Raw genomic sequence first — 18,419 nt, 5'->3', positions numbered from 1 at the left:
TCAGGGTGCGGCGGTCGCGGGCGGCACGACCCGGATGCCGAACTCGTACGTGCCGGTGGCCTGCGCGATGGCGACGAAGAGGTCGGCGAAGTGCTCCTGGCCGCGGGCCGTGGCGATGGGACCGAGGTCGAGCACGGAGTCGTGGGACCAGCCCAGGTCGGCGAGCAGGCCGCGGACGACCCGCTTGGCGTTCGGGTCGTCGCCGGAGAGGAAGACGGTGCTGGGGCCCTCCAGGGAGCGCGGGGCGACCATCAGGCCGCGGTCGATGGTGGAGAAGGTCTTCACCACAGGAGTGTCGGGGAACGCCTGCTGGATCTCCTCGCCGAGGCTGACGACGGGGTGGGAGGGCGTGCCGTCCGGCAGGAAGCCGACGGCGACGTCGAGGAGCACCCGGCCGACGAGCGCGGGGGCTCCGATGCTCTGGAGCAGGGCCACGGACGCCGTGCCGGGCGTGGCGTTCACGACGACCTCGGCGTGGGCGACGGCCGCGGCCGAGCCCTCGATCCGTAATCCGGCGGCGACCAGTTCCTTCAGCTCCGCGAGGAGCGCCGGATCGTCGGGGCGCCGCGACCCGACGACCACGTCGTGGCCGGCTCGTGCCCACGCCGACGCGAGGGCCTGTCCTACGTTTCCTGTACCGAGGATCCCTATACGCATGACGCTCATGGTGGCCGGACGGCGGTGCTCGGCACCTCGGCCGAGGAGCCGATGAGCCCTCCGTCGATGGGTCTAGGTCCCGTCCGGAAAGCAGCGCCGTGTGCCCGGAGGGCAGGGCCGGGACCGCCCGGGAGTGCCGGGACGGACAGCCGACCCTATTGTCCGGACACGTCGATCAACGTCGTGCCGGGGTCGGCCGGGACCGCCCGGCCCCTCATCCTTTTCGCCCTGACGGACACCCGCCGGGCCGGCCGGACAGGCGGCGACGGCTCCTACAGCCTGGCCTCGCTCACCGAGGACGACGAGATCACCAAGGCCGTCGAACCGAAAGGACCACCTCATGTACGGCAAGCCCATCGGCTCGGGCGCGGTAGGCGGCGGAGGCGCCGGCCTCGCCGCGACCGGCGGCGGGATGTCACCCGTCGCCGTGCTCTGCCTCGTCGTCGCCGCGACCACGCTGATCGCCGCGGGACTCGCCTTGCGCAGCCTCGTGCCCGTCATCGGCGGCGGCCCGGAGCGCCGCTGACGAGCTCCCGGTCGCGCCGCCGTCCTGAGATGATCGGAGGCGTGACCGTACCCCCGCACCCCGCAGCGCAGCCGCTCGTCACCGAGCGGCTGGTCCTCCGGCCCGTCCGGAGCCGTGACGTGCCGGCCGTGACGCGGCTGTGGACCGATCCCGACGTGCGGCAGCACCTCGGCGGTCCCGTCATCGAGTCGGTCGTCCGGATACGGCAGCGCCGGATCGTCGGGGCGCCCGGCTTCCACGCGGTGGTCCGGGCCGAGGACGGCGTGCTCCTCGGCCTCGTCACGGTGGAGGACGGCGGGTGGGGCGGCGAGACCGAGGTCTCCTATCAGTTCCTTCCCGAGCACTGGGGACGGGGTTACGCGCGCGAGGCGGTCCGCGCGGCCGTCGCGCGGGCCCTGGAGACCGCGCCCAGCGTGGTCGCGGTCACCCAGGAGGCGAACCACAGGTCCCGTCGGCTCCTTGAGGCCGTCGGCCTGGAGCACGCCGAGTCGTTCGTCGAATGGGACGCCCACCAGGTCCTGTACCGGCGGCGCCGGGGCGCCGCCTCCCGTCCCGAGGAGCTGCCACGGGGCCGCACTGCCGCCGAGCCGAGGTCGTGACCCCTGGGTCCCGGCCCCGGCACCCGCATCTGACGCCTCGGGTCTGAGGGGCGGCTCCCAGGCCGCACGGCCGCCGCCCCGAGGCCCGGACCCCCGGCCCCCGGAGCCCCTGCCTCAGCGTCGTCCCTCGCCCGCCGCCAGTGCCGTCACGGCGCGTTCCAGGCGGGCCGCCCGCGTCTTGGCGGTGCGGGCCTGCCAGAGGCTGAGGATCACGAGGTAGCGGTCGGTCTTGCCGAGGGCCTCGAAGGCGGCCGAGGCCCGGGGGTCGGCCGCCAGGGCGGCCGCGAGGTCGTCGGGCACGGTGGCGTCCTTCTGGGAGGGGTACGCGGCCTCCCAGCGCCCGTCCCGCTGCGCGGCCCGCACCTCGGCGAGGCCAGGTTCGCGCATGCGGCCGGCGGCGGTGAGTGCCTCGACCTGGCGCACGTTGACCTGGGACCACAGGCTGCGGGGCCGGCGAGGCGTGATCTTCTGGAGGTAGGTCCGTTCGTCGCGCGTGATGCGCTTGCCCGTGATCCAGCCGTACACGAGCGTGCCGTCGAGGATCTCGTCCGCGGTGGGCGACGGGAGCTCCGTGCCCTTCTTCGCGAGCAGGAGCCAGATGCCGGGCGTGTCCCCGTGGTGCGTCTCCAGCCAGGCCTCCATCTCCTTGCCGTCGCTGAAGGCCATGACCGCGAGCCCCTCGACCGTGTCCACCGGTTCCACCGGAAGACCCCCTCCCCGTTCCGTCCCGAAGCCGCCGGTGACCCGGGCGGCTTCCCATGATCCCCACCATAGGCACGTCGGGCGGGTCTTCGAGCGGCTTCGCACCGACGCGCGCGGCGGGACGGCGTACCATCTGCGGGTCCGTCCGGCAGGGCATCCGCATCCGGTCGGCGGCTAGCCGAGGAGCTCTGACCGCATGTCCTTCCTGGTGATCGGCGAGTGCGTCGCCGACATCGTCCGCGCCCCCGGCACCCCCGACCGGGTCCACCCGGGCGGCAGCCCCGCCAACGTCGCGTACGGCCTGGGACGGCTGGGCCGGGAGGTCGCCCTGCTCACGCAGCTCGCCGACGACGACGCCGGGCGGCTGATCGGCGACCACCTCAAGGGCGCGGGCGTACGGCTGGAGGTCGGCGGCGTGCCCGCCCGCACCCCGTCGGCGGTCGTCGCCCTCGACGCGCAGGGCCGGGCCACGTACGCCTTCGACATCGCCTGGACGCTGGAGGCGGAGCCCGTGCGGCCCGCCCCGGCCCCCGCCCACGTCCACATGGGGTCCATCGCGGCCGTGACCGAGCCAGGCGCGACGGCGGTGCTCGCCCTGGTCGAAGGACTCCGAGGCCGGGCCACGGTCAGCTACGACCCGAACGTGCGTCCCGCGCTGATGGGGGACCACGCCGGCGCGGTCGCACGCGTCGAACGCTGTGTCGCCCTCAGCGACCTGGTGAAGGCCAGCGACGAGGACCTCGCCTGGCTCTACCCGGGCGCGAGCCCGCGCGAGGTCGCCGCACGGTGGCTCGACCTCGGTCCCGCCGTCGTCCTGGTCACCAGCGGCGCCGACGGCTCGCTCGCCGTCACCCGTCGGGCCACGGTCGCCGCCAACGCGCCGAAGGTCCCCGTCGTGGACACCGTCGGCGCGGGCGACTCCTTCATGTCCGCCGTCCTCGACACCCTCGCCTTCCGTGCCGGGGAGGACCTCGGCGGGCTCGGGGCCGAGTACCTCGCCCGGCTGCTGCGGAGGGCGGCCGCGGCGGCGGCCGTCACCGTGTCCCGGGCCGGCGCGCAGCCGCCGGACCGGGGCGAACTGGACGCGGCGGGGGAGGAGTTCGACCTCGTCGTCAGATCCGTGCGTGCGTCGTGATGTCCGAGGTGAACTGCTCGATCATGTCGGGCGTGACCGTCGGCCGGCACTGCCCGATCGCCGCCAGGTAGTCCGCCGTGCTCGCCCCGGGCACCGGGTCGTCGCCGCCACGTCCGCCGACGGCGATCAGGTCCCGCTCGAAGGAGGCCTGAGCGGCGATCCGGGCCGCGTGCTCGATGTCGGCAGGGGTGAACAGGTCGCTCGCCAGGACGAGTTCGTCGATGTCGACGTCCGTGCGCCCGTCGGTGTAGCGGGCCCAGATCGCCGCCCGCGCAGCCTTGTCCGGCGTACCGATCGGGATCAGGTAGTCGAACCGGCCGGGGCGCAGGAACGCCGGGTCGAGGGAGCGGATCGAGTTGGTGGCGCAGACGAGGAGACGCTCGTCTCGCTCCCGGAACCCCGGTATGAGCTTGAGGAGTTCGTTCGTCACCCCGTGCATGCCGCCGGGCTGTGCCGGCTCCGAGCGGACCGGGGCGATCTCCTCCACCTCGTCGATGAAGACGAGGACCCGCTCCAGCTCGGCGATCCGCGCGAACGCGGACCGCAGGGCCGCGGCGAGGTTCCCCTCGTCGGCGAGCCGGGACGGCAGGATCTCGACGAACGGCCATCCGAGCCGGGAGGCGATTCCGCGCGCGAACGTCGTCTTCCCGGTGCCGGGCGGGCCGAACAGGCACACCGCCCGGGGCGGCCGCACGCCGTGCCGGGTGGCCCGCTCCGGTTCGGCGAGGGGGAGCACCACCCGGCGCTCGATCAGGTCCTTCTCGCGTTCCATCCCGGCCACCTTCGCCCACAGGTCGCCGGGCAGCAGTCGGCCGCCCAGGTCGTCGAGGAGGCCTGCGGCGGGGCCGTGCAGCGGCTCCACCTTCTCGAAGTAGGCGACGGCCGGCTGGCGCGTGTACCCGGCGTTCAGCAGTCCCTCGCCGAGGAGTTCCTCCTCCGGCAGCACGTACGCGATCCGCCCGACCCGAGCCGCCACGAGCCGCCGCTCCAGCTCCACGAGCAGGGCGCTGGCGAGGCCCCGGCCGCGCCACGCCGAGGAGATCGCCACGCGCATCACCCATGCCCGCTCCCCGGAGACGCAGGCGAGCGCGGCCCCGATGGGCACGCCCTGGTGGACGGCGACCACGGCCGGCTCCCTGCTGGTGAGGGCACCGATGCACTCGGCGAGCGAGAACACGGACTCCTGCCCGAGCTCGGCGGTGGTGTCGATCAGATGGACGACCGCGGCGAGATCGCTCTCGCGGTAGTCGTGGATGTGCCAGTTCACCGGTGGTTCCGCCCCTCTTTGGTGCCGTCGCGTCCCGTGCGGCGAGGCTAGGCGGGGCGGCGGGAGCGGGTCCTGCGCCACCGTGCACAAGGAGGCACGGCCAATCGCTCCGTACCGGCTCTATCCGTATCGGCTGCGTCCGTGTCGGTTCCGCCCGTATCGGCTCTGCCCGTATCGGCTCGGTCCGTGTCGGCTCCGCCCGACGGGGACGGCGAACGACGGCACCTCCGGGGGATGGGGGTGCCGCCGTCCAGGGAGAGGATCAACGGATGGGGGGAGCGGGGGTCGCGTGAGCGGGGATCAGGCCGTCACGTCCTCCGCTTGGACATGAGCAGTCCGCCGGCCGTGAGCGAGAACAGGCAGACGCACGCACCGGTGATCACATTGCTGAGGATCATGCCCGTGTCGGGGTTCCGCGAGACCACCCACGGGGAGACGATGAGCCACGCGCCCATGAGCAGTACGACGAAGTTCAGGTCCTGCGACCGTTCGGGGGCCATCGACATACACAGGCCGAGGGCCGCGAGGGCGATGCCGACGACCAGGTTGCTGATGGCGAGTTCCGGTTGGGCGGCGGCGAAGTGAACCGTCCACGCGGAGATCGCGGCGTAGACACCGGCGAGGATCACGAGTTCCTCGACCGCCGTGACGCCTCGCGTCTGGAGCATACGGGCGTACCTGTCCCGCATTTCCGACGCGTCGGGGTGTCCGGCGATATCACCATGACGGTGAGAGACGTCGGCCATACGACTCGCCTCCTTCGGCGTGATGCACGTCTGACCGCAGTGGCGGCGTTCCTTCGCCGCTTTTTCATTGTGCGCTTATCTGTCCTTTATGTGTAGATATGGCTGATAGGTGATGTGCACAGAATTCGGGCAGGGGATATGCCGGGATCCGCCAAGAACGGCGCGCCGTACCCGGGAGTTCGATGTGAAAGCCAACCATCCGCGAGCCGGCTGCGGAGGGTGGCCGCGGCGGTCTCGGCGTAGCCTGGAAGAGGACTCGGGGGCCCGCCCTATTTTCCCGCCGGGAGTGCAAGATGGCCGGCATCGTACGGAAGAGCTTCGACGAAGCGGACGAGACCCGTCCCTTCACGGAAGGCAAGGGCAGGCTCGACCTGCTCACCAGTGACGGCGGAGCGGTCGGTCGCGCCGTCTTCGAGCCGGGCTGGCAGTGGTCCAAGCACGTCAAGCCGATCGCAGGCACCGACAGCTGTCAGGCGTCGCACGTCGGTTACGTCGTCAGCGGCCGCATGAAGGTCGTCATGGACGACGGCGAAACGGCCGAGTTCGGCGCCGGCGACTTCATGCGGGTCACCCCCGGGCACGATGCCTGGGTCCTCGGCGACGAACCCTGCGTCGCCCTGGACTGGGTCGGCTTCACCGACTACGCCCTGCCGCCCTCCTCCTGACCCCGCCCCCCTCCCCGCCGAGGGTGCCCGTGGCGTCCCACCGTTCCTGGCGGGTGGGTGCCACGGGCACCCTCGGCGGGGCGCTCGTCATACGGCGGCCGACTCCTTCGCCGCGGCCGGCGTGACGGTCGCGGCCGTCGAGGCGCCGGAGGCGATGCCGAAGCCCGGCTCCGGGACGGTCTCGGGCGCGAGCAGCACCGAGGAGCGGCCGTCGATGCCGACGGGCACGTCGCCGTCGATGGTGACCCGGCGCAGCTTGCGGTCGTGGTCGTCGGAGTCGTCCACGCCGTAGTGCTGGGTGGCCCGGTTGTCCCAGATCGCCACGTCGCCGACCTGCCACTGCCAGCGCACGGTGTTCTCCGGACGCTCGACGTGCGCCTGGAACAGGGACAGCAGCGCGCGTGAGTCGGCGCCCGTCAGACCGCTGATGCGCTGCACGAAGTTGCCGAGCAGCAGCGTGCGTTCGCCGGTCTCGGGGTGGACCCGCACCACCGGGTGCTCGGTGAGGTACTTCGTCGACGCGAAGACCTTGCGGAACTGCTCCAGCTGCTCCGGCAGGACGCCGGGGCGCAGGGCCGCGTAGTCGTAGTCGTTGGAGTGCACGGCGCGCAGGCCGTCGGCGAGGGCGCGCAGCGGCTCGGGGAGCCTCTCGTACGCCGTCGCGGTGTTGGCCCACAGGGTGTTGCCGCCGTAGGGCGGGATGACCACCGCGCGCAGGATCGAGAACGCGGGGTACGCGGGGACGAAGGTCACGTCGGTGTGCCACTGGTTGGCGCGGCCGCCGTGGTCCGAGTCGATCGGGAAGGAGTAACGGCCGTCGGCCGAGGGGACGGTGGGGTGCGCGACGGGCGTGCCGAGGAGCCGGCCGAAGGCCTCGTGCGCTTCCTCGTCCAGGTGGTCCTGACCGCGGAAGAAGACCACCTTGTGCGCCAGGAGGGCGGCGCGGATCTCGGCGACGGTCTCGGCGGGAAGGTCGCCGCCGAGGCGGACGCCGGAGATGACGGCGCCGAGGCGGCCGCCGACCTTCTGGACGGTGATCGTGGTGGTGGCGGTGGACATGGCGGGTCCTTTCGGAGAGGTGGGCACGTCCGGAATTGATTCCGGAGCGGAAGTAATGAGCTGACGGGAAGTCGCGGCCGTCGCACGGCTGCCGGAGCACCACGAGAAGCGCGAGCGGTCCACGGGCAGGGCGACCGCTACGGGGGGGTGTACGGGCGACAGGTGCGGTCCGAGAAGTGCGACGGGTGCGTACCGCGTGGCGGAGGGGTGTGCCCGTCGGGTGGGGAGCGCGGGAGCGCGGCGGCGAACCGGCCACGCGAGGAGGTCGCGAGGGTCAGGCGCCGTGGAGGGCGGTACAGGAGGAGGTCGCGAACATGTCCCGGAGCCTCGCAGTGGCCGCCGCCGGACGTCAAGCGACCGTCCGCTCCCCGAACCGTCCTCCCCGGTGGTTGAATCGGCGCCTGCCCCGGGACCCCGCACCCGTTCCCCGTACCGCACCGAACCCCGTCTGACCTGTGGTGATCCCATTCCCCAGAGCGGGCGCCGCGGTCTCGGAAGCACGGACGGCGGCCGCGCCGCACACGGCCCCGGGATTTCACACCGCCGCAACAGTGATCACAGCGTCCTGCAGGAAAGCGACCAGAGAGGCCCCCATGACGACCACCCCGCACGGCCCCCGGATGGCCGGTGACGGACGGCGCGAGGCCAACGCCGCCAGCGTGCTGCGGACCGTCCTCGACCACGGACCGGTCGCCCGCAGCACCGTCGCACGGCTCTCCGGCCTCAGCCCCGCCGCCGTCTCCCGGCAGGCCACCGACCTCGCCAGGCTGGGTCTCCTGCGCGAACTGCCCGAACACACCGGCGGCGGGGGAGTGGGCCGGCCCCGGATCCCCGTCGACCTGCACGTCGGCGCCTCCGGCGGTCCCGTGGCGGGCGGCGTCCACCTCGGTGTCCCCGCCTCGACGTTCGCCCTCGTCGACCTGCGGGGCCGGGTCGTGGCCCGCCGCACCTACCCGCACGACGGCGTCGCGCCGGAGGTCCTGCCCGCGGCCGTCGCCCGTGAGCTGCGCGGATTCCTCGACGAACACACCCGGGGGCGGCCCTTGTTCGGGGTCGGTGCCGCGGTCGGCGGATGGGTCGACCCCGCCGAAGGCCTGGTGGTGCGCCATGACGCGTTCGGCTGGCGCCGCCGGCCGCTCGCCGCCGAACTCGCCCGTGGCCTGGGCGGACGCACGGTCCGCGTCGACAACCACGCCCGCTCCATCGCCCAGTCGGAGATCCTCTTCGGGCGGCCCGCCGCTCGCCGCAGCCTCGTGCACCTCTTCGTCGGGAACGTCGTCGACGCGGCCGTCGGGCTCGCCGGAGTCGTCCACCAGGGGCCGGGGGCGGCGGCCGGGGACGTGGCCCACCTGCCCGTCCCGGACTCCACGGCCCCCTGCCCGTGCGGGCGTTCGGGCTGTCTGGAGGCGACCGCCTCGAACACCGCCGTCGGGCTCACCGCCGTGCGCCGCGGCATCGTGCCCGAGCCCGACACCTCCCTGGTCGTGGACGCGGCGGCAGCCGGGGACCGGCGCGCCGACCGGCTGCTGCGCGAACGGGCCCGCGCGGTCGGCCGCGCCGTCGCCCTGCTCCTGGACGTCCTCAACCCCGATCTGGTCGTGGTGACCGAGCAGTCCAGCGTGCTCGAACCGGAGTACCTGGAGGAGATCCGCGGCGCCGCGATCGACCTCTCCCACGTCTGCGACGATCCCGAACGCATCGTCAGTCCACATGCCGGACCGGCCACACTTCCCGTCGCGGCGGGCACGGTTCTGCTGAATCCCCTGTTCAGGAGGCCTTTTGAGACGGTCGACGAGTGGGCCGGTACAGGGGGTCGTGACTGATGTCGTCTCAGAATGCGGTCAACCCCGGTTGACCGTCCCGCGAAGCCGCTGTCATATTGCTCCCGTGAATCCGGACATGCGCCTCATCTCCCGCAGGCACGTCGACCTCTGTCGACAGGCCAGCGCGGTCTGTGCCGTCCGCGTCTGACCCTGGCGTCCATCCCGGCGTCCGACTCCGGCGCGGGTCGCCGCATCGGACCCGCCGACACCACCCCGGCCGCGCCGAACGCGGCGGTCCGCCGTTCCTCGTCGCGTCGCCGGCTCCGGTGGCTCTTCCGGCCGCCGTGGACTCGCGGCTCCGTAGTCGAGTGACGCCACGGCCGAGACGGCGTCATGGCCGAGTGGCGTCATCGCCGATGTGAAGGCATGGCCGATACGTAGGCACGGCCGATACGACGTGACGGCCGAAGCGACGTCATAGCCGGTACGACGTCACGGTCGAGCGGCGGCCAAGTCGACCCGACCGGCGTCCGCAACCCCGCACCCGGGCACCTCCGTATCGCCGGCGACGCGGCTCGCCCTTCCGTCCTTCCCATGTCCGGGCCTCGCTCCGCGCAGCCCGTGGCCACACCTTCCTCCTCCTTCCTTCCGCAGCGGAACGAACCCGTGCACCCTGCGGCCTCCCCCTCTTCACAGGCAGGCATCGATGACCGAGCTGTACTCCTCCACGCCCTCCGCCCCCACCCGGCGCACCACCCTGCGCGCCGCGGGCGGTGGCACCCTGCTGCTCGGGCTCGGCCTCGCGGGCTGCCGCTCGGCGGTCTCCGAGGCCGAGGCGCCCGCCGGGAAGGCGGGAGCGGGGCCCCGGCGGGGCGGCACCCTCACCGTCGCCGTCAACACGGACTTCACGCCCAGCCTGCTGTTCGCCCAGAGCGGTCAGTCGCTCCAGCAGCGGCTGATCTACAACACCCTCACCCGCTACGACGACCGGTTGCGGCCGCAGCCGGAGCTCGCCACCTCCTGGGAGTACGTGGAGGGCGGCCGGTCCGTCACGCTGAAGCTGCGTACGGGCGTCATCTACCACGACGGTCGGCCGTTCACCGCCGACGACGTGATCTTCGCGGTGAAGAACCTTCAGAACCCGCTCAGGGCAGCTCAGTTGAGAGCCACGGCGGCGGCCGTGACCGGCTTCGAGAAGCGCGGTGACCACGAGCTGGTCCTCAAGCTCGCCCACCCGGTGAACAACCTCTTCGACCTCTTCGAATTCATGGTCATCGCCGATCGGCACAGCGTCGAGGACGCCGTCAGCGGCAAGAGGCTGAACGGCACCGGACCCTTCGAGCTCACCAAGTGGAGCCCCGGAGCGGGGCTCAGCCTCACCCGCAACGAGAAGTACTGGCAGCCCGGCCGTCCCTACCTCGACGGCGTCGAGATCCGCGTCGTGCCGCAGGCCGACGCACTGCTCTCCTCCCTCCGCAGCGGCCAGTCCCAGCTGTCCTTCAGCGTCCCCGGAAAGAACCTCGCGGTCGTCAAGTCCACCCCCGGGCTCGCCGTCAGCGAGTACTCCACCGGCGGCGGGGCCTACTACCTCGGCGTCAACACCACCGTCGCCCCGCTGCACGACAAGACCGTCCGCCAGGCCCTCGCCTGGGGCATCGACCGCGAGCGGATCCTCAAGCAGGTCCTCGGCGGCTACGGACTCGCCTCCGCCACCCCGTGGCCCAAGTCCTCGCCGGCCTTCACCGAAGCGGGCCGCACCCACTACACGTACGACCCCGGCAAGGCCCGCGAACTCCTCAGGTCCGCCGGGCACACCCGGCTCGACCTGCCGCTGCTCCACGTCAACCTGCCCGGCGAGACCGCGGTCGCCGAAGCCGTCCAGTACGACCTGAAGCAGATCGGCGTCCAGGTCACCCTCCAGCCCACCGACCCGGCCACCGCGCAGAAGCACCTCATCGCCCAGACCATGCCCGGCCTGTGGACCATGGGCCACGGATTCGCCCAGGTCCAGCCCTCCACCCTCGCCGTCAGCGCCTACCCCTTCAACGAGGCCAAGAACACCTCCAGGTTCCGCTCCGCCGCCTACACGAAGGTCGTCCGGGACGCCTGGACCGGGCCCGCCACGGGGGCCGCCGCCAACGCCCTGCGGCAGCGGATCACCGACACCCTGCTCGACGAGGCGTTCATCATCGACCTCGTCATCCGCGGCTCCGTCCAGGTCTCCGCCGCCAAGCTGCGCGGAGTCACGCTCAACAAGTTCTCCTACCTCAACCTCGACGACGCCCACCTGGTGGACTGACGTGCGCCGCTACCTGCTGCGGAGACTCCCCTCCGCCCTCCTCGTCCTCCTCGCCGCCTCCTTCCTCGCCTTCGCCCTCCTGCGGCTCGTCCCGGGCGATCCCGCCGCCGTCCTCGCCGGCCCCGACGCGAGCCCCGCCACCGAGGCCGCCATCCGCGAACGGCTCGGCCTCGACGACCCGCTGCCCGCCCAGTACCTGCGATGGATCGGCGGCCTCCTCACCGGAGACCTCGGACCGTCCTACGCGATCGGCGGCCAGACCGCCGACCTGATCGCCGACGGACTCGGCGCCACCGTCGAACTCACCCTCGGGGCCCTGCTGTTCGTCGTCGCCCTCGGCGCCGCCTTCGGCATCCTCGGCGCGACCTCCCGCAACCGCTGGACCCTCGGCACCGTACGGGTGCTCACCACCGGAGCCCTCGCCGTGCCGCCGTTCGTCACCGGCGTCCTCCTCGTCCTCGTCTTCGCCGTCCTCCTCGGCGTCCTGCCCCCGGGCGGACGCGTCCCCCTCCTCACCGCACCCGACCTCGGCGTCCAGTACCTCCTGCTGCCCGCCCTCTGCCTCGCGCTGCCCAGTGCCGCCGTCCTCGGCCGCTACCTGAAGGACGGCATCGAACGGACCCTCGCCGAGGACCACATCCGCACGGCGACCGCCGCCGGCATCGCACCCCGCCGCCTCCTCTGGCGTCACGCCCTGCCGAACGCCCTCCCGCCCGTCGTGACCCTCCTGGGCATGCAGACCGGCCACCTCCTCGGCGGCGCCGTCCTCGTCGAGGCGATCTTCGCCTGGCCCGGCCTCGGCCAGCTCGCCGAACAGGCCCTGGTCCGCCGCGACTACCCCGTCGTCCAGGACCTCCTGCTCCTCCTCGTCACCGTCTTCGTCCTCGTCCAGCTCCTCACCGACCTCGTCCACGCCCGGCTCGACCCCCGAATCAGGTGGGAGTGACCGCCATGACCACCCTCGCCGCCGCCAAGCCGGCCCCCGCCCGCAAACCCCGCCACCCCTACCGGGCCGCCCTCGCCACCGCCCGCGGCCGCACCGGACTCGCCCTCGTCGGGCTCGTCGTCCTCGCCGGACTCCTCGCCCCGCTCCTCGCCGGCCACGGGCCCACCGACCAGAGCGCCCTCGCGCTCGCCGGACCCGGCACACCCGGCCATCCGCTCGGCACCGACGACCTCGGCCGCGACCTCCTCGCCCGCCTCCTCCACGGCATCCGCGCCGACCTCGGCATCATCGCCGTCGCCGTCCCGCTCGGAGCCGCCGTCGGCTGCCTCCTCGCGCTGGCCGCGGCCGCCCACCCGGTCGCCGACACCGTCGTCCAGCGCGCCTTCGACCTGATCCTCGCCTTCCCCGGACTGATCCTGGCGCTCGCCGTCACCGCCGTCCTCGGCCCCGGACGGCTGCCCGTGATCCTCGTCATCGCGCTCGCCGAGGTCCCCGCCTTCGGGCGGCTCCTGCGCACCGGCATCCTCGTGCAGAGCGGCCGGGAGTACGTGACCGCCGCCCGTGTCGGCGGCACCTCCGGAGGCCGGATCCTCACCCGCCACATCCTTCCCAACGCCGCCGACCCGCTCGTCGTCCAGATCGCCGTCTCCCTGACCGTCGCCGTCTTCCTGGAAGGCGCCATGAGCTTCCTCGGCGTCGGCGTCCGGCCCCCCGAACCCACCCTGGGAGCCGTCCTCAGCCAGTCGATGCCCTACCTCGCCCAGGCCCCGCACTTCGCCGCCGGACCGCTCGTGACCGTGACCACGCTCGTCCTCGGCCTCTCCCTGACCGCCGAGGCGCTGAACCGGGAGATACGCCGATGACCACGCCCCTCCTCGAAGTCCAGGGCCTGGACGTGGAGTTCACCACCCCCGGCGGCGGCTCCCTGCACGCCGTCCGGGACGTGTCCTTCACCCTGCGCCGCGGCGAGACCCTCGCCGTCGTCGGCGAGTCCGGCTCCGGGAAGTCCACCACCGCGCTCGCCCTGCTGCGGATGCTCCCCGGCACCGGACGGATCACCGGCGGTTCGGTCCGCCTGAACGGCGAGGAACTGACCACGGCGGGGGAGGAGCGCCTGAGGGCCGTACGCGGCGCCCGCATCGGCATGGTCTTCCAGGACCCGATGACCGCCCTCAACCCCGTCCTCACCATCGGCCGCCACCTCGACGAGGTGCTGCGGGCGCACGGCGAGCGGGACGGGCGGACCCGCCGCGCCCGCGCCGTCGAACTGCTCCGGCTCGTCGGCATCCCCGACCCCGAACGCCGCCTCGGCGACCACCCCCACCGGTTCTCCGGAGGCCAGCGCCAGCGCGTCCTCATCGCCATGGCCCTCGCCGGCGAACCCGACGTCCTCCTCGCCGACGAACCCACCACCGCACTCGACGCCACCGTCCAGGACCAGATCCTCACCCTCCTCGGAGAACTCACCCGCACCACCGGCACCGCGCTCGTCCTCATCACCCACAACATGGGCGTCGTCGCCCGCGCCTGCGACCGCGTCCTCGTCATGTACGGCGGCACCGTCGTCGAGGACGGCCCCACAGCCGACGTCCTCACCCGCCCGCGCCACCCCTACACCGCCGGTCTCCTCGCCGCCGTGCCCCGGCTCTCCGCCCCCTCCGGCACCCGCCTCACCGGCATCCCCGGCACCCCACCCGACCTCGCCCTCCCGCTCACCGGATGCGCCTTCGCCGCCCGCTGCGCCCTCGCCGAGGAGCGCTGCCACACCACCGCACCGCCGCTCACCGCCGTCACCGACACCGTCCGCGCCGCCTGCCTCCCCGCCGCCGAACGCGGCGAACCACTGCCCCCGCCCCCGCCGCCCGCGAAGATCGACCGGCCCGCCCCCGGCGCCGTCGTCCTGACCGCCGAAGGGCTCCGCAAGACGTACCGGAGCCGCGGCCGCCGCTCCTTCACCGCCCTGGACGGCGTCTCCCTCACCCTCGCCGCGGGAGAGACCCTCGGCATCGTCGGCGAGTCCGGCTCCGGCAAATCGACCCTCGCCCGGGTCCTCGCCCACGCCCACCCTTCCGACGGCGGCCGGATCCTCCTCGACGGCGAGGACGTCACCCGCCCCGGCCGCAAGGAGCTGCACGCCGTACGCCGCCGCGTCCAGATGGTCTTCCAGGACCCGTACGCCTCCCTCAACCCCCGCATGACCGTGGGGGAGATCGTCGCCGAACCACTGCGCGCCTTCGGCATCGGCACACCGGCGGACCGCGCCGGCCGGGTCGCGGAGCTACTGCGCCTCGTCGGCCTCGACCCGGCCGCGGCCGACCGCCACCCGCGCTCCTTCTCCGGCGGCCAGCGCCAGCGCGTCGGCATCGCACGCGCCCTCGCCCCCGGACCGGACGTCCTCATCTGCGACGAACCCGTCTCCGCGCTCGACGTCTCCGTCCAGGCGCAGATCGTCGGCCTGCTCACCGACCTCCAGCGCGACCTGGGCCTCGCTCTCGTCTTCATCGCCCACGACCTGGCCGTCGTCCGCCAGGTCAGCCACCGCATCGCCGTCATGCACGAGGGCCGCGTCGTGGAGACCGGCGACGCCGACGACCTGTGCGAACACCCCCGCGACCCCTACACCCGCGCCCTGCTCGCCGCCGCGCCCGAACCCGTACCGCTCGCGGCCGTCCGCGTCCCCGCCCCGGCCGAGGCGGTGTCCGCGTGAACGCCTGCTGCACCCCCGGCCGCGCCTGTACGGGCTCCGCCGGCCACTCGGCCAACCTGGAGCTGCTCCCGCTGCCGACCGTACGGACAGCCCCGCCGCCCCACCCCATGGTGGAGCTGCCGGGCGGCACCTTCCGGATGGGCGACGCCTTCGGAGAGGGCTACCCCGCCGACCGCGAGGGGCCCGTACGGGAAGTGACCATCGCGCCCTTCGCGATCGACGCCACCGCCGTCACCAACGCACGGTTCGCGCGGTTCGTGACGGCCACCGGGCACCGCACCGACGCGGAACGCTTCGGCTCCTCCTTCGTGTTCCACCTCCTCCTGCACCCCGCCGCCGAACGCCACGTCCTCGGCCGGGTCCCGCAGGCCCCGTGGTGGCTCGGCGTCACGGGCGCCTCCTGGCACACGCCCGAAGGCCCGGGCTCCGACCTCGAAGGACGCGCCGACCACCCCGTCGTGCACATCTCCCACGACGACGCCCGGGCCTACTGCGCCTGGGCCGGCGTCCGGCTGCCCACCGAGGCCGAATGGGAGTACGCGGCCCGCGGCGGGCTCGACGGCGCCCGCTACCCGTGGGGCGACGACCTCACCCCCGGCGGCCGCGAGATGTGCAACATCTGGACCGGCGACTTCCCCCACCGCTCCGAGCGGCCCGGCGGCCGCACCGGCACCGTCCCCGTCACGGCGTACGCCCCCAACGGCCACGGCCTGTACAACACCTCGGGCAACGTCTGGGAGTGGTGCGCCGACGCCTTCGGCCCCGGCGAGCGCGTCATCCGCGGCGGCTCGTACCTCTGCCACTCCTCCTACTGCAACCGCTACCGGGTCGCCGCCCGCTCCCACAACACCCCCGACTCCTCCACCGGCCACGGCGGCTTCCGCACCGCCCGCACGCTCCTCCCGGAAGGACCCGCCCCCGCATGACCACCGGCACCCCGCGCGACCCCGCCACCCGGTCCACGCCCACCCGCCGCGACCCCTACGAGGGCTTCGCCGGCCGCGTCGGCCGCACCTTCGCCGAGTCCGAACCGGCCTGGCCCACCCGTACCGCCCCGCCCGCCAAGGCCCCCAACATCGTCGTCGTCCTCGTCGACGACATGGGATTCAGCGACATCGGCCCCTTCGGCTCCGAGATCCCCACCCCGGTCCTCGACGGCCTGGCCGGCACGGGCGTCCGACTCACCAACTACCACACCATGCCGCTCTGCTCGCCGGCCCGCGCCGCCCTGCTCACCGGCCTCAACCCGCACCGCGTCGGCTACGCCATGGTCGCCAACTCCGACCCCGGCTTCCCCGGTTACGGCATGGAGGTCGCCGACGACATCCCCACCCTCGCCGAACTCCTGCACGACGCCGGATACGCCACGTACGCCGTCGGCAAATGGCACCTCGTCCGCGACTCCGCGTCCAACGCCGCCGACCACCGCGGCAACTGGCCGCTCCAGAAGGGCTTCGACCGGTACTACGGCGTCCTGGAAGGCCTCACCAGCCTCTTCCACCCGCACCAGCTCGTCCGGGACAACAGCCCCCTCGACATCGACGAGTTCCCCGACGACTACTACTACACCGACGACATCACCGACGAGGCGATCGCCATGGTGAAGTCGCTCCGCGCCCACGACCCGGACAAGCCCTTCTTCCTCTACCTCGCCCACAACGCCGTCCACGGCCCCCTCCAGGCCAAGGCCGAGGACATCGCACGCCACCGGGGCCGCTACGACGACGGCTGGGACGCCCTGCGCGAGCGGCGCTTCGCCGCCCAGCTCGCCGCCGGACTCTTCCCGCCCGGCACCGAACTGCCCGAGCGCAACAGCGAGGCCGGCCTCGACGTCCCCGCCTGGGACACTCTGACGCCGGAACAACAGCGCCTCTACGCCCGCTACATGGAGGTGTACGCCGCCCTCGTCGACAACATCGACCAGAACCTCGGCCGGCTCACCGACACCCTCGCCGCCCTCGGCGAACTCGACAACACCATCGTCGTCTTCACCTCCGACAACGGCGGCACCGGCGAGGGCGGCCTCGAAGGCACCCGCTCCTACTTCAGCCGCTTCGTCCACCACCCCCGCCTCCCCGGCGACTGGAACCCCGACGTCGACCGCGACCCCGACCTCATCGGCGGCCCCCGCAGCCTCGTCCACTACCCGCGCGGCTGGGGCATGGCCTCCAACACCCCCTTCCGCCTCTACAAGGGCCACACCCACGCGGGCGGCGTCCGCGTGCCCTTCGTCCTCTCCTGGCCCGACGGAGTACGCGACGGCCGGCTCGCCACCGGACTGCGGCCCCAGTACCAGTACGTCACCGACATTGCCCCCACCCTCCTCGAACTCGCCGGACTCACCCGCCCCGAGACCCGCCGCGGCGTCCCCCTCCAGGAGCTCGACGGCACCGACTTCACACCCGTCCTCGCCGACCCCGCCCACGACTCCACCCACCCCGAGCAGTACTGCGAGATGACCGGCAACCGCAGCCACTACCGCGACGGCCACAAGCTCGTTACCCTCCACCGCCCCGGCACGCCCTACGACGACACCGAATGGGCCCTGTACGACATCCGCACCGACCCCACCGAGATCCACGACCTCGCCGCCGAGAACCCCGGACTCGTCAAGGAGCTGTCGACGGCCTGGGAGACCGCGGCGTGGCGCAACGGCGTCTTCCCCCTGCCCGACCACAGCGGAGCCCTCGCCCGCCGCAACCCCGCCGAGCAGCGCCTCGGCCGCCCCCTCACCCTGCTGCCCGGCACCCCGGAACTGGAGCGCTACCGCTCCTCCCGGCTCGTCTCCCTGCGCTCCTTCGAGATCGCCGTCGCCGTCGACGAGACCGGTGACGGCGTCCTCGTCTCCCACGGCGACCAGGGCGGCGGCTACGGCCTGTACGTCGAGGACGGCCGCCTCACCTTCGCCTACAACGAGTACGGCACCCTCCACGAGACCGACGCCGGCCCCCTCGGCGCCGGCCCCCACGCGATCCTCCTCACCGCCACCGCCGAGGAAGGGCTGCGCTGGCGGTTCACCGTCACCGTCGACGGCGAACACCGCGCCGCACCCGACCCCGTCCACCAGCTCATCGGCATGGCCCCTTTCCAGGGCATCAGCGTCGGCATCGACCGCAAGTCCCCCGTCTCCTGGCCCCTCTTCGAACGCCACCGCTCCTTCCGCTTCACCGGCCGCCTCCGCTCCGTCACCTACCGGCCCGGAGCCCCCGGCCCCGACGCACCCGAGACGATCGCCGCCGCCCTGAAGGAGGCCGCAGTCGCCTTCGAATGACCGGGAAAGCGCGGGGCACGCCGTTCGGCCGCGGGGAAAACCCCAGGCCGAACGGCACACCCCACCGGCACAATGCC

General features: G+C 73.2%; 17 protein-coding genes. 12 read left to right on the top strand and 5 right to left on the bottom strand.

The genetic code is table 11. From position 1 onward, the window contains the following. Positions 1 to 657 carry an NADPH-dependent F420 reductase gene (locus OO54_RS22610; RefSeq protein ID WP_033205825.1) on the bottom strand — a complete coding sequence of 219 codons (657 nt, stop codon included), beginning with the start codon at positions 655 to 657 and terminating at the stop codon, positions 1 to 3. Positions 658 to 997: 340 nt separating this feature from the next. Here OO54_RS22610 and OO54_RS22605 point away from each other — a divergent pair, with 340 nt between their 5' ends. After that, the gene (locus tag OO54_RS22605) at positions 998 to 1,183 is read left to right on the top strand and encodes a hypothetical protein (protein ID WP_033205822.1); all 186 of its coding nucleotides are present in this window, start codon (positions 998 to 1,000) and stop codon (positions 1,181 to 1,183) included. A gap of 41 nt (positions 1,184 to 1,224) precedes the next feature. Next, a complete protein-coding gene (locus OO54_RS22600) occupies positions 1,225 to 1,782 on the top strand; it encodes a GNAT family N-acetyltransferase (RefSeq protein ID WP_234439495.1) in 558 nt (185 codons plus the stop codon). Positions 1,783 to 1,896: 114 nt separating this feature from the next. On the opposite strand, the gene OO54_RS22595 is transcribed toward OO54_RS22600, so the two are convergent. Beyond that, a complete protein-coding gene (locus OO54_RS22595) occupies positions 1,897 to 2,448 on the bottom strand; it encodes a YdeI/OmpD-associated family protein (protein ID WP_033205916.1) in 552 nt (183 codons plus the stop codon). A gap of 232 nt (positions 2,449 to 2,680) precedes the next feature. Here OO54_RS22595 and OO54_RS22590 point away from each other — a divergent pair, with 232 nt between their 5' ends. Further along, the gene (locus OO54_RS22590) at positions 2,681 to 3,619 is read left to right on the top strand and encodes a carbohydrate kinase family protein (protein WP_033205819.1); all 939 of its coding nucleotides are present in this window, start codon (positions 2,681 to 2,683) and stop codon (positions 3,617 to 3,619) included. On the opposite strand, the gene OO54_RS22585 is transcribed toward OO54_RS22590, so the two are convergent. Together OO54_RS22585 and OO54_RS22580 are read right to left on the bottom strand one after the other, a co-directional pair. Then, complete coding sequence (locus OO54_RS22585) at positions 3,597 to 4,886, bottom strand: ATP-binding protein (protein WP_033205816.1); 1,290 nt, start codon at positions 4,884 to 4,886, stop codon at positions 3,597 to 3,599. The genes OO54_RS22590 and OO54_RS22585 overlap by 23 nt on opposite strands. A gap of 308 nt (positions 4,887 to 5,194) precedes the next feature. Then, positions 5,195 to 5,554, bottom strand: coding sequence for an SPW repeat protein (locus OO54_RS22580; protein ID WP_234439494.1), 360 nt, complete (start codon positions 5,552 to 5,554; stop codon positions 5,195 to 5,197). Positions 5,555 to 5,925: 371 nt separating this feature from the next. Here OO54_RS22580 and OO54_RS22575 point away from each other — a divergent pair, with 371 nt between their 5' ends. Next, positions 5,926 to 6,297 (top strand): cupin domain-containing protein, encoded by a 372-nt coding sequence (locus tag OO54_RS22575; protein ID WP_033205811.1) that lies wholly within the window; start codon positions 5,926 to 5,928, stop codon positions 6,295 to 6,297. A gap of 87 nt (positions 6,298 to 6,384) precedes the next feature. Here OO54_RS22575 and OO54_RS22570 read toward each other — a convergent pair whose 3' ends face one another. Further along, on the bottom strand, positions 6,385 to 7,356 hold the full coding sequence (locus tag OO54_RS22570; protein ID WP_033205808.1) for a TauD/TfdA dioxygenase family protein: 972 nt from the start codon (positions 7,354 to 7,356) through the stop codon (positions 6,385 to 6,387). Between the two features lie 593 nt (positions 7,357 to 7,949). On the opposite strand from OO54_RS22570, the gene OO54_RS22565 reads away from it, so the two are divergent. From OO54_RS22565 to OO54_RS22535, 8 genes are all read left to right on the top strand, one after another. Next, complete coding sequence (locus OO54_RS22565) at positions 7,950 to 9,179, top strand: ROK family transcriptional regulator (protein ID WP_051787108.1); 1,230 nt, start codon at positions 7,950 to 7,952, stop codon at positions 9,177 to 9,179. Between the two features lie 76 nt (positions 9,180 to 9,255). Continuing rightward, on the top strand, positions 9,256 to 9,327 hold the full coding sequence (locus tag OO54_RS48810; RefSeq protein WP_329625827.1) for a putative leader peptide: 72 nt from the start codon (positions 9,256 to 9,258) through the stop codon (positions 9,325 to 9,327). Positions 9,328 to 9,825: 498 nt separating this feature from the next. Further along, on the top strand, positions 9,826 to 11,418 hold the full coding sequence (locus tag OO54_RS22560; RefSeq protein WP_033205806.1) for an ABC transporter substrate-binding protein: 1,593 nt from the start codon (positions 9,826 to 9,828) through the stop codon (positions 11,416 to 11,418). 1 nt (position 11,419) lies between these two features. Then, positions 11,420 to 12,364, top strand: coding sequence for an ABC transporter permease (locus OO54_RS22555; RefSeq protein WP_033205803.1), 945 nt, complete (start codon positions 11,420 to 11,422; stop codon positions 12,362 to 12,364). 5 nt (positions 12,365 to 12,369) lie between these two features. Beyond that, positions 12,370 to 13,227: an ABC transporter permease gene (locus OO54_RS22550; RefSeq protein WP_106970079.1), complete on the top strand. Its 858-nt coding sequence runs from the start codon at positions 12,370 to 12,372 to the stop codon at positions 13,225 to 13,227. Further along, complete coding sequence (locus OO54_RS22545) at positions 13,224 to 15,071, top strand: ABC transporter ATP-binding protein (RefSeq protein ID WP_051787107.1); 1,848 nt, start codon at positions 13,224 to 13,226, stop codon at positions 15,069 to 15,071. Before OO54_RS22550 ends, OO54_RS22545 begins: the two co-directional genes overlap by 4 nt. After that, positions 15,068 to 15,997 carry a formylglycine-generating enzyme family protein gene (locus OO54_RS22540; protein WP_483414689.1) on the top strand — a complete coding sequence of 310 codons (930 nt, stop codon included), beginning with the start codon at positions 15,068 to 15,070 and terminating at the stop codon, positions 15,995 to 15,997. The genes OO54_RS22545 and OO54_RS22540 overlap by 4 nt, the downstream gene beginning before the upstream one ends. Beyond that, positions 15,994 to 18,342 (top strand): arylsulfatase, encoded by a 2,349-nt coding sequence (locus OO54_RS22535; RefSeq protein ID WP_033205798.1) that lies wholly within the window; start codon positions 15,994 to 15,996, stop codon positions 18,340 to 18,342. The genes OO54_RS22540 and OO54_RS22535 overlap by 4 nt, the downstream gene beginning before the upstream one ends. Positions 18,343 to 18,419: the final 77 nt, after the last annotated feature.

The organism is Streptomyces wedmorensis (assembly GCF_000716445.1).
Taxonomy (GTDB): domain Bacteria; phylum Actinomycetota; class Actinomycetes; order Streptomycetales; family Streptomycetaceae; genus Streptomyces; species Streptomyces wedmorensis.
Note: the sequence above shows the minus strand (reverse complement) of the source record. Positions and strands in the feature narration are given on the sequence as shown.

Coding starts and splice junctions, on each gene's coding strand:
- OO54_RS22610 (WP_033205825.1), bottom strand. CDS start 657: ATGCGTATAGGGATCCTCGGTACAGGAAACGTAGGACAGGCCCTCGCG.
- OO54_RS22605 (WP_033205822.1), top strand. CDS start 998: ATGTACGGCAAGCCCATCGGCTCGGGCGCGGTAGGCGGCGGAGGCGCC.
- OO54_RS22595 (WP_033205916.1), bottom strand. CDS start 2,448: ATGGCCTTCAGCGACGGCAAGGAGATGGAGGCCTGGCTGGAGACGCAC.
- OO54_RS22590 (WP_033205819.1), top strand. CDS start 2,681: ATGTCCTTCCTGGTGATCGGCGAGTGCGTCGCCGACATCGTCCGCGCC.
- OO54_RS22580 (WP_234439494.1), bottom strand. CDS start 5,554: ATGCTCCAGACGCGAGGCGTCACGGCGGTCGAGGAACTCGTGATCCTC.
- OO54_RS22575 (WP_033205811.1), top strand. CDS start 5,926: ATGGCCGGCATCGTACGGAAGAGCTTCGACGAAGCGGACGAGACCCGT.
- OO54_RS22570 (WP_033205808.1), bottom strand. CDS start 7,356: ATGTCCACCGCCACCACCACGATCACCGTCCAGAAGGTCGGCGGCCGC.
- OO54_RS22565 (WP_051787108.1), top strand. CDS start 7,950: ATGACGACCACCCCGCACGGCCCCCGGATGGCCGGTGACGGACGGCGC.
- OO54_RS22560 (WP_033205806.1), top strand. CDS start 9,826: ATGACCGAGCTGTACTCCTCCACGCCCTCCGCCCCCACCCGGCGCACC.
- OO54_RS22550 (WP_106970079.1), top strand. CDS start 12,370: ATGACCACCCTCGCCGCCGCCAAGCCGGCCCCCGCCCGCAAACCCCGC.
- OO54_RS22545 (WP_051787107.1), top strand. CDS start 13,224: ATGACCACGCCCCTCCTCGAAGTCCAGGGCCTGGACGTGGAGTTCACC.
- OO54_RS22535 (WP_033205798.1), top strand. CDS start 15,994: ATGACCACCGGCACCCCGCGCGACCCCGCCACCCGGTCCACGCCCACC.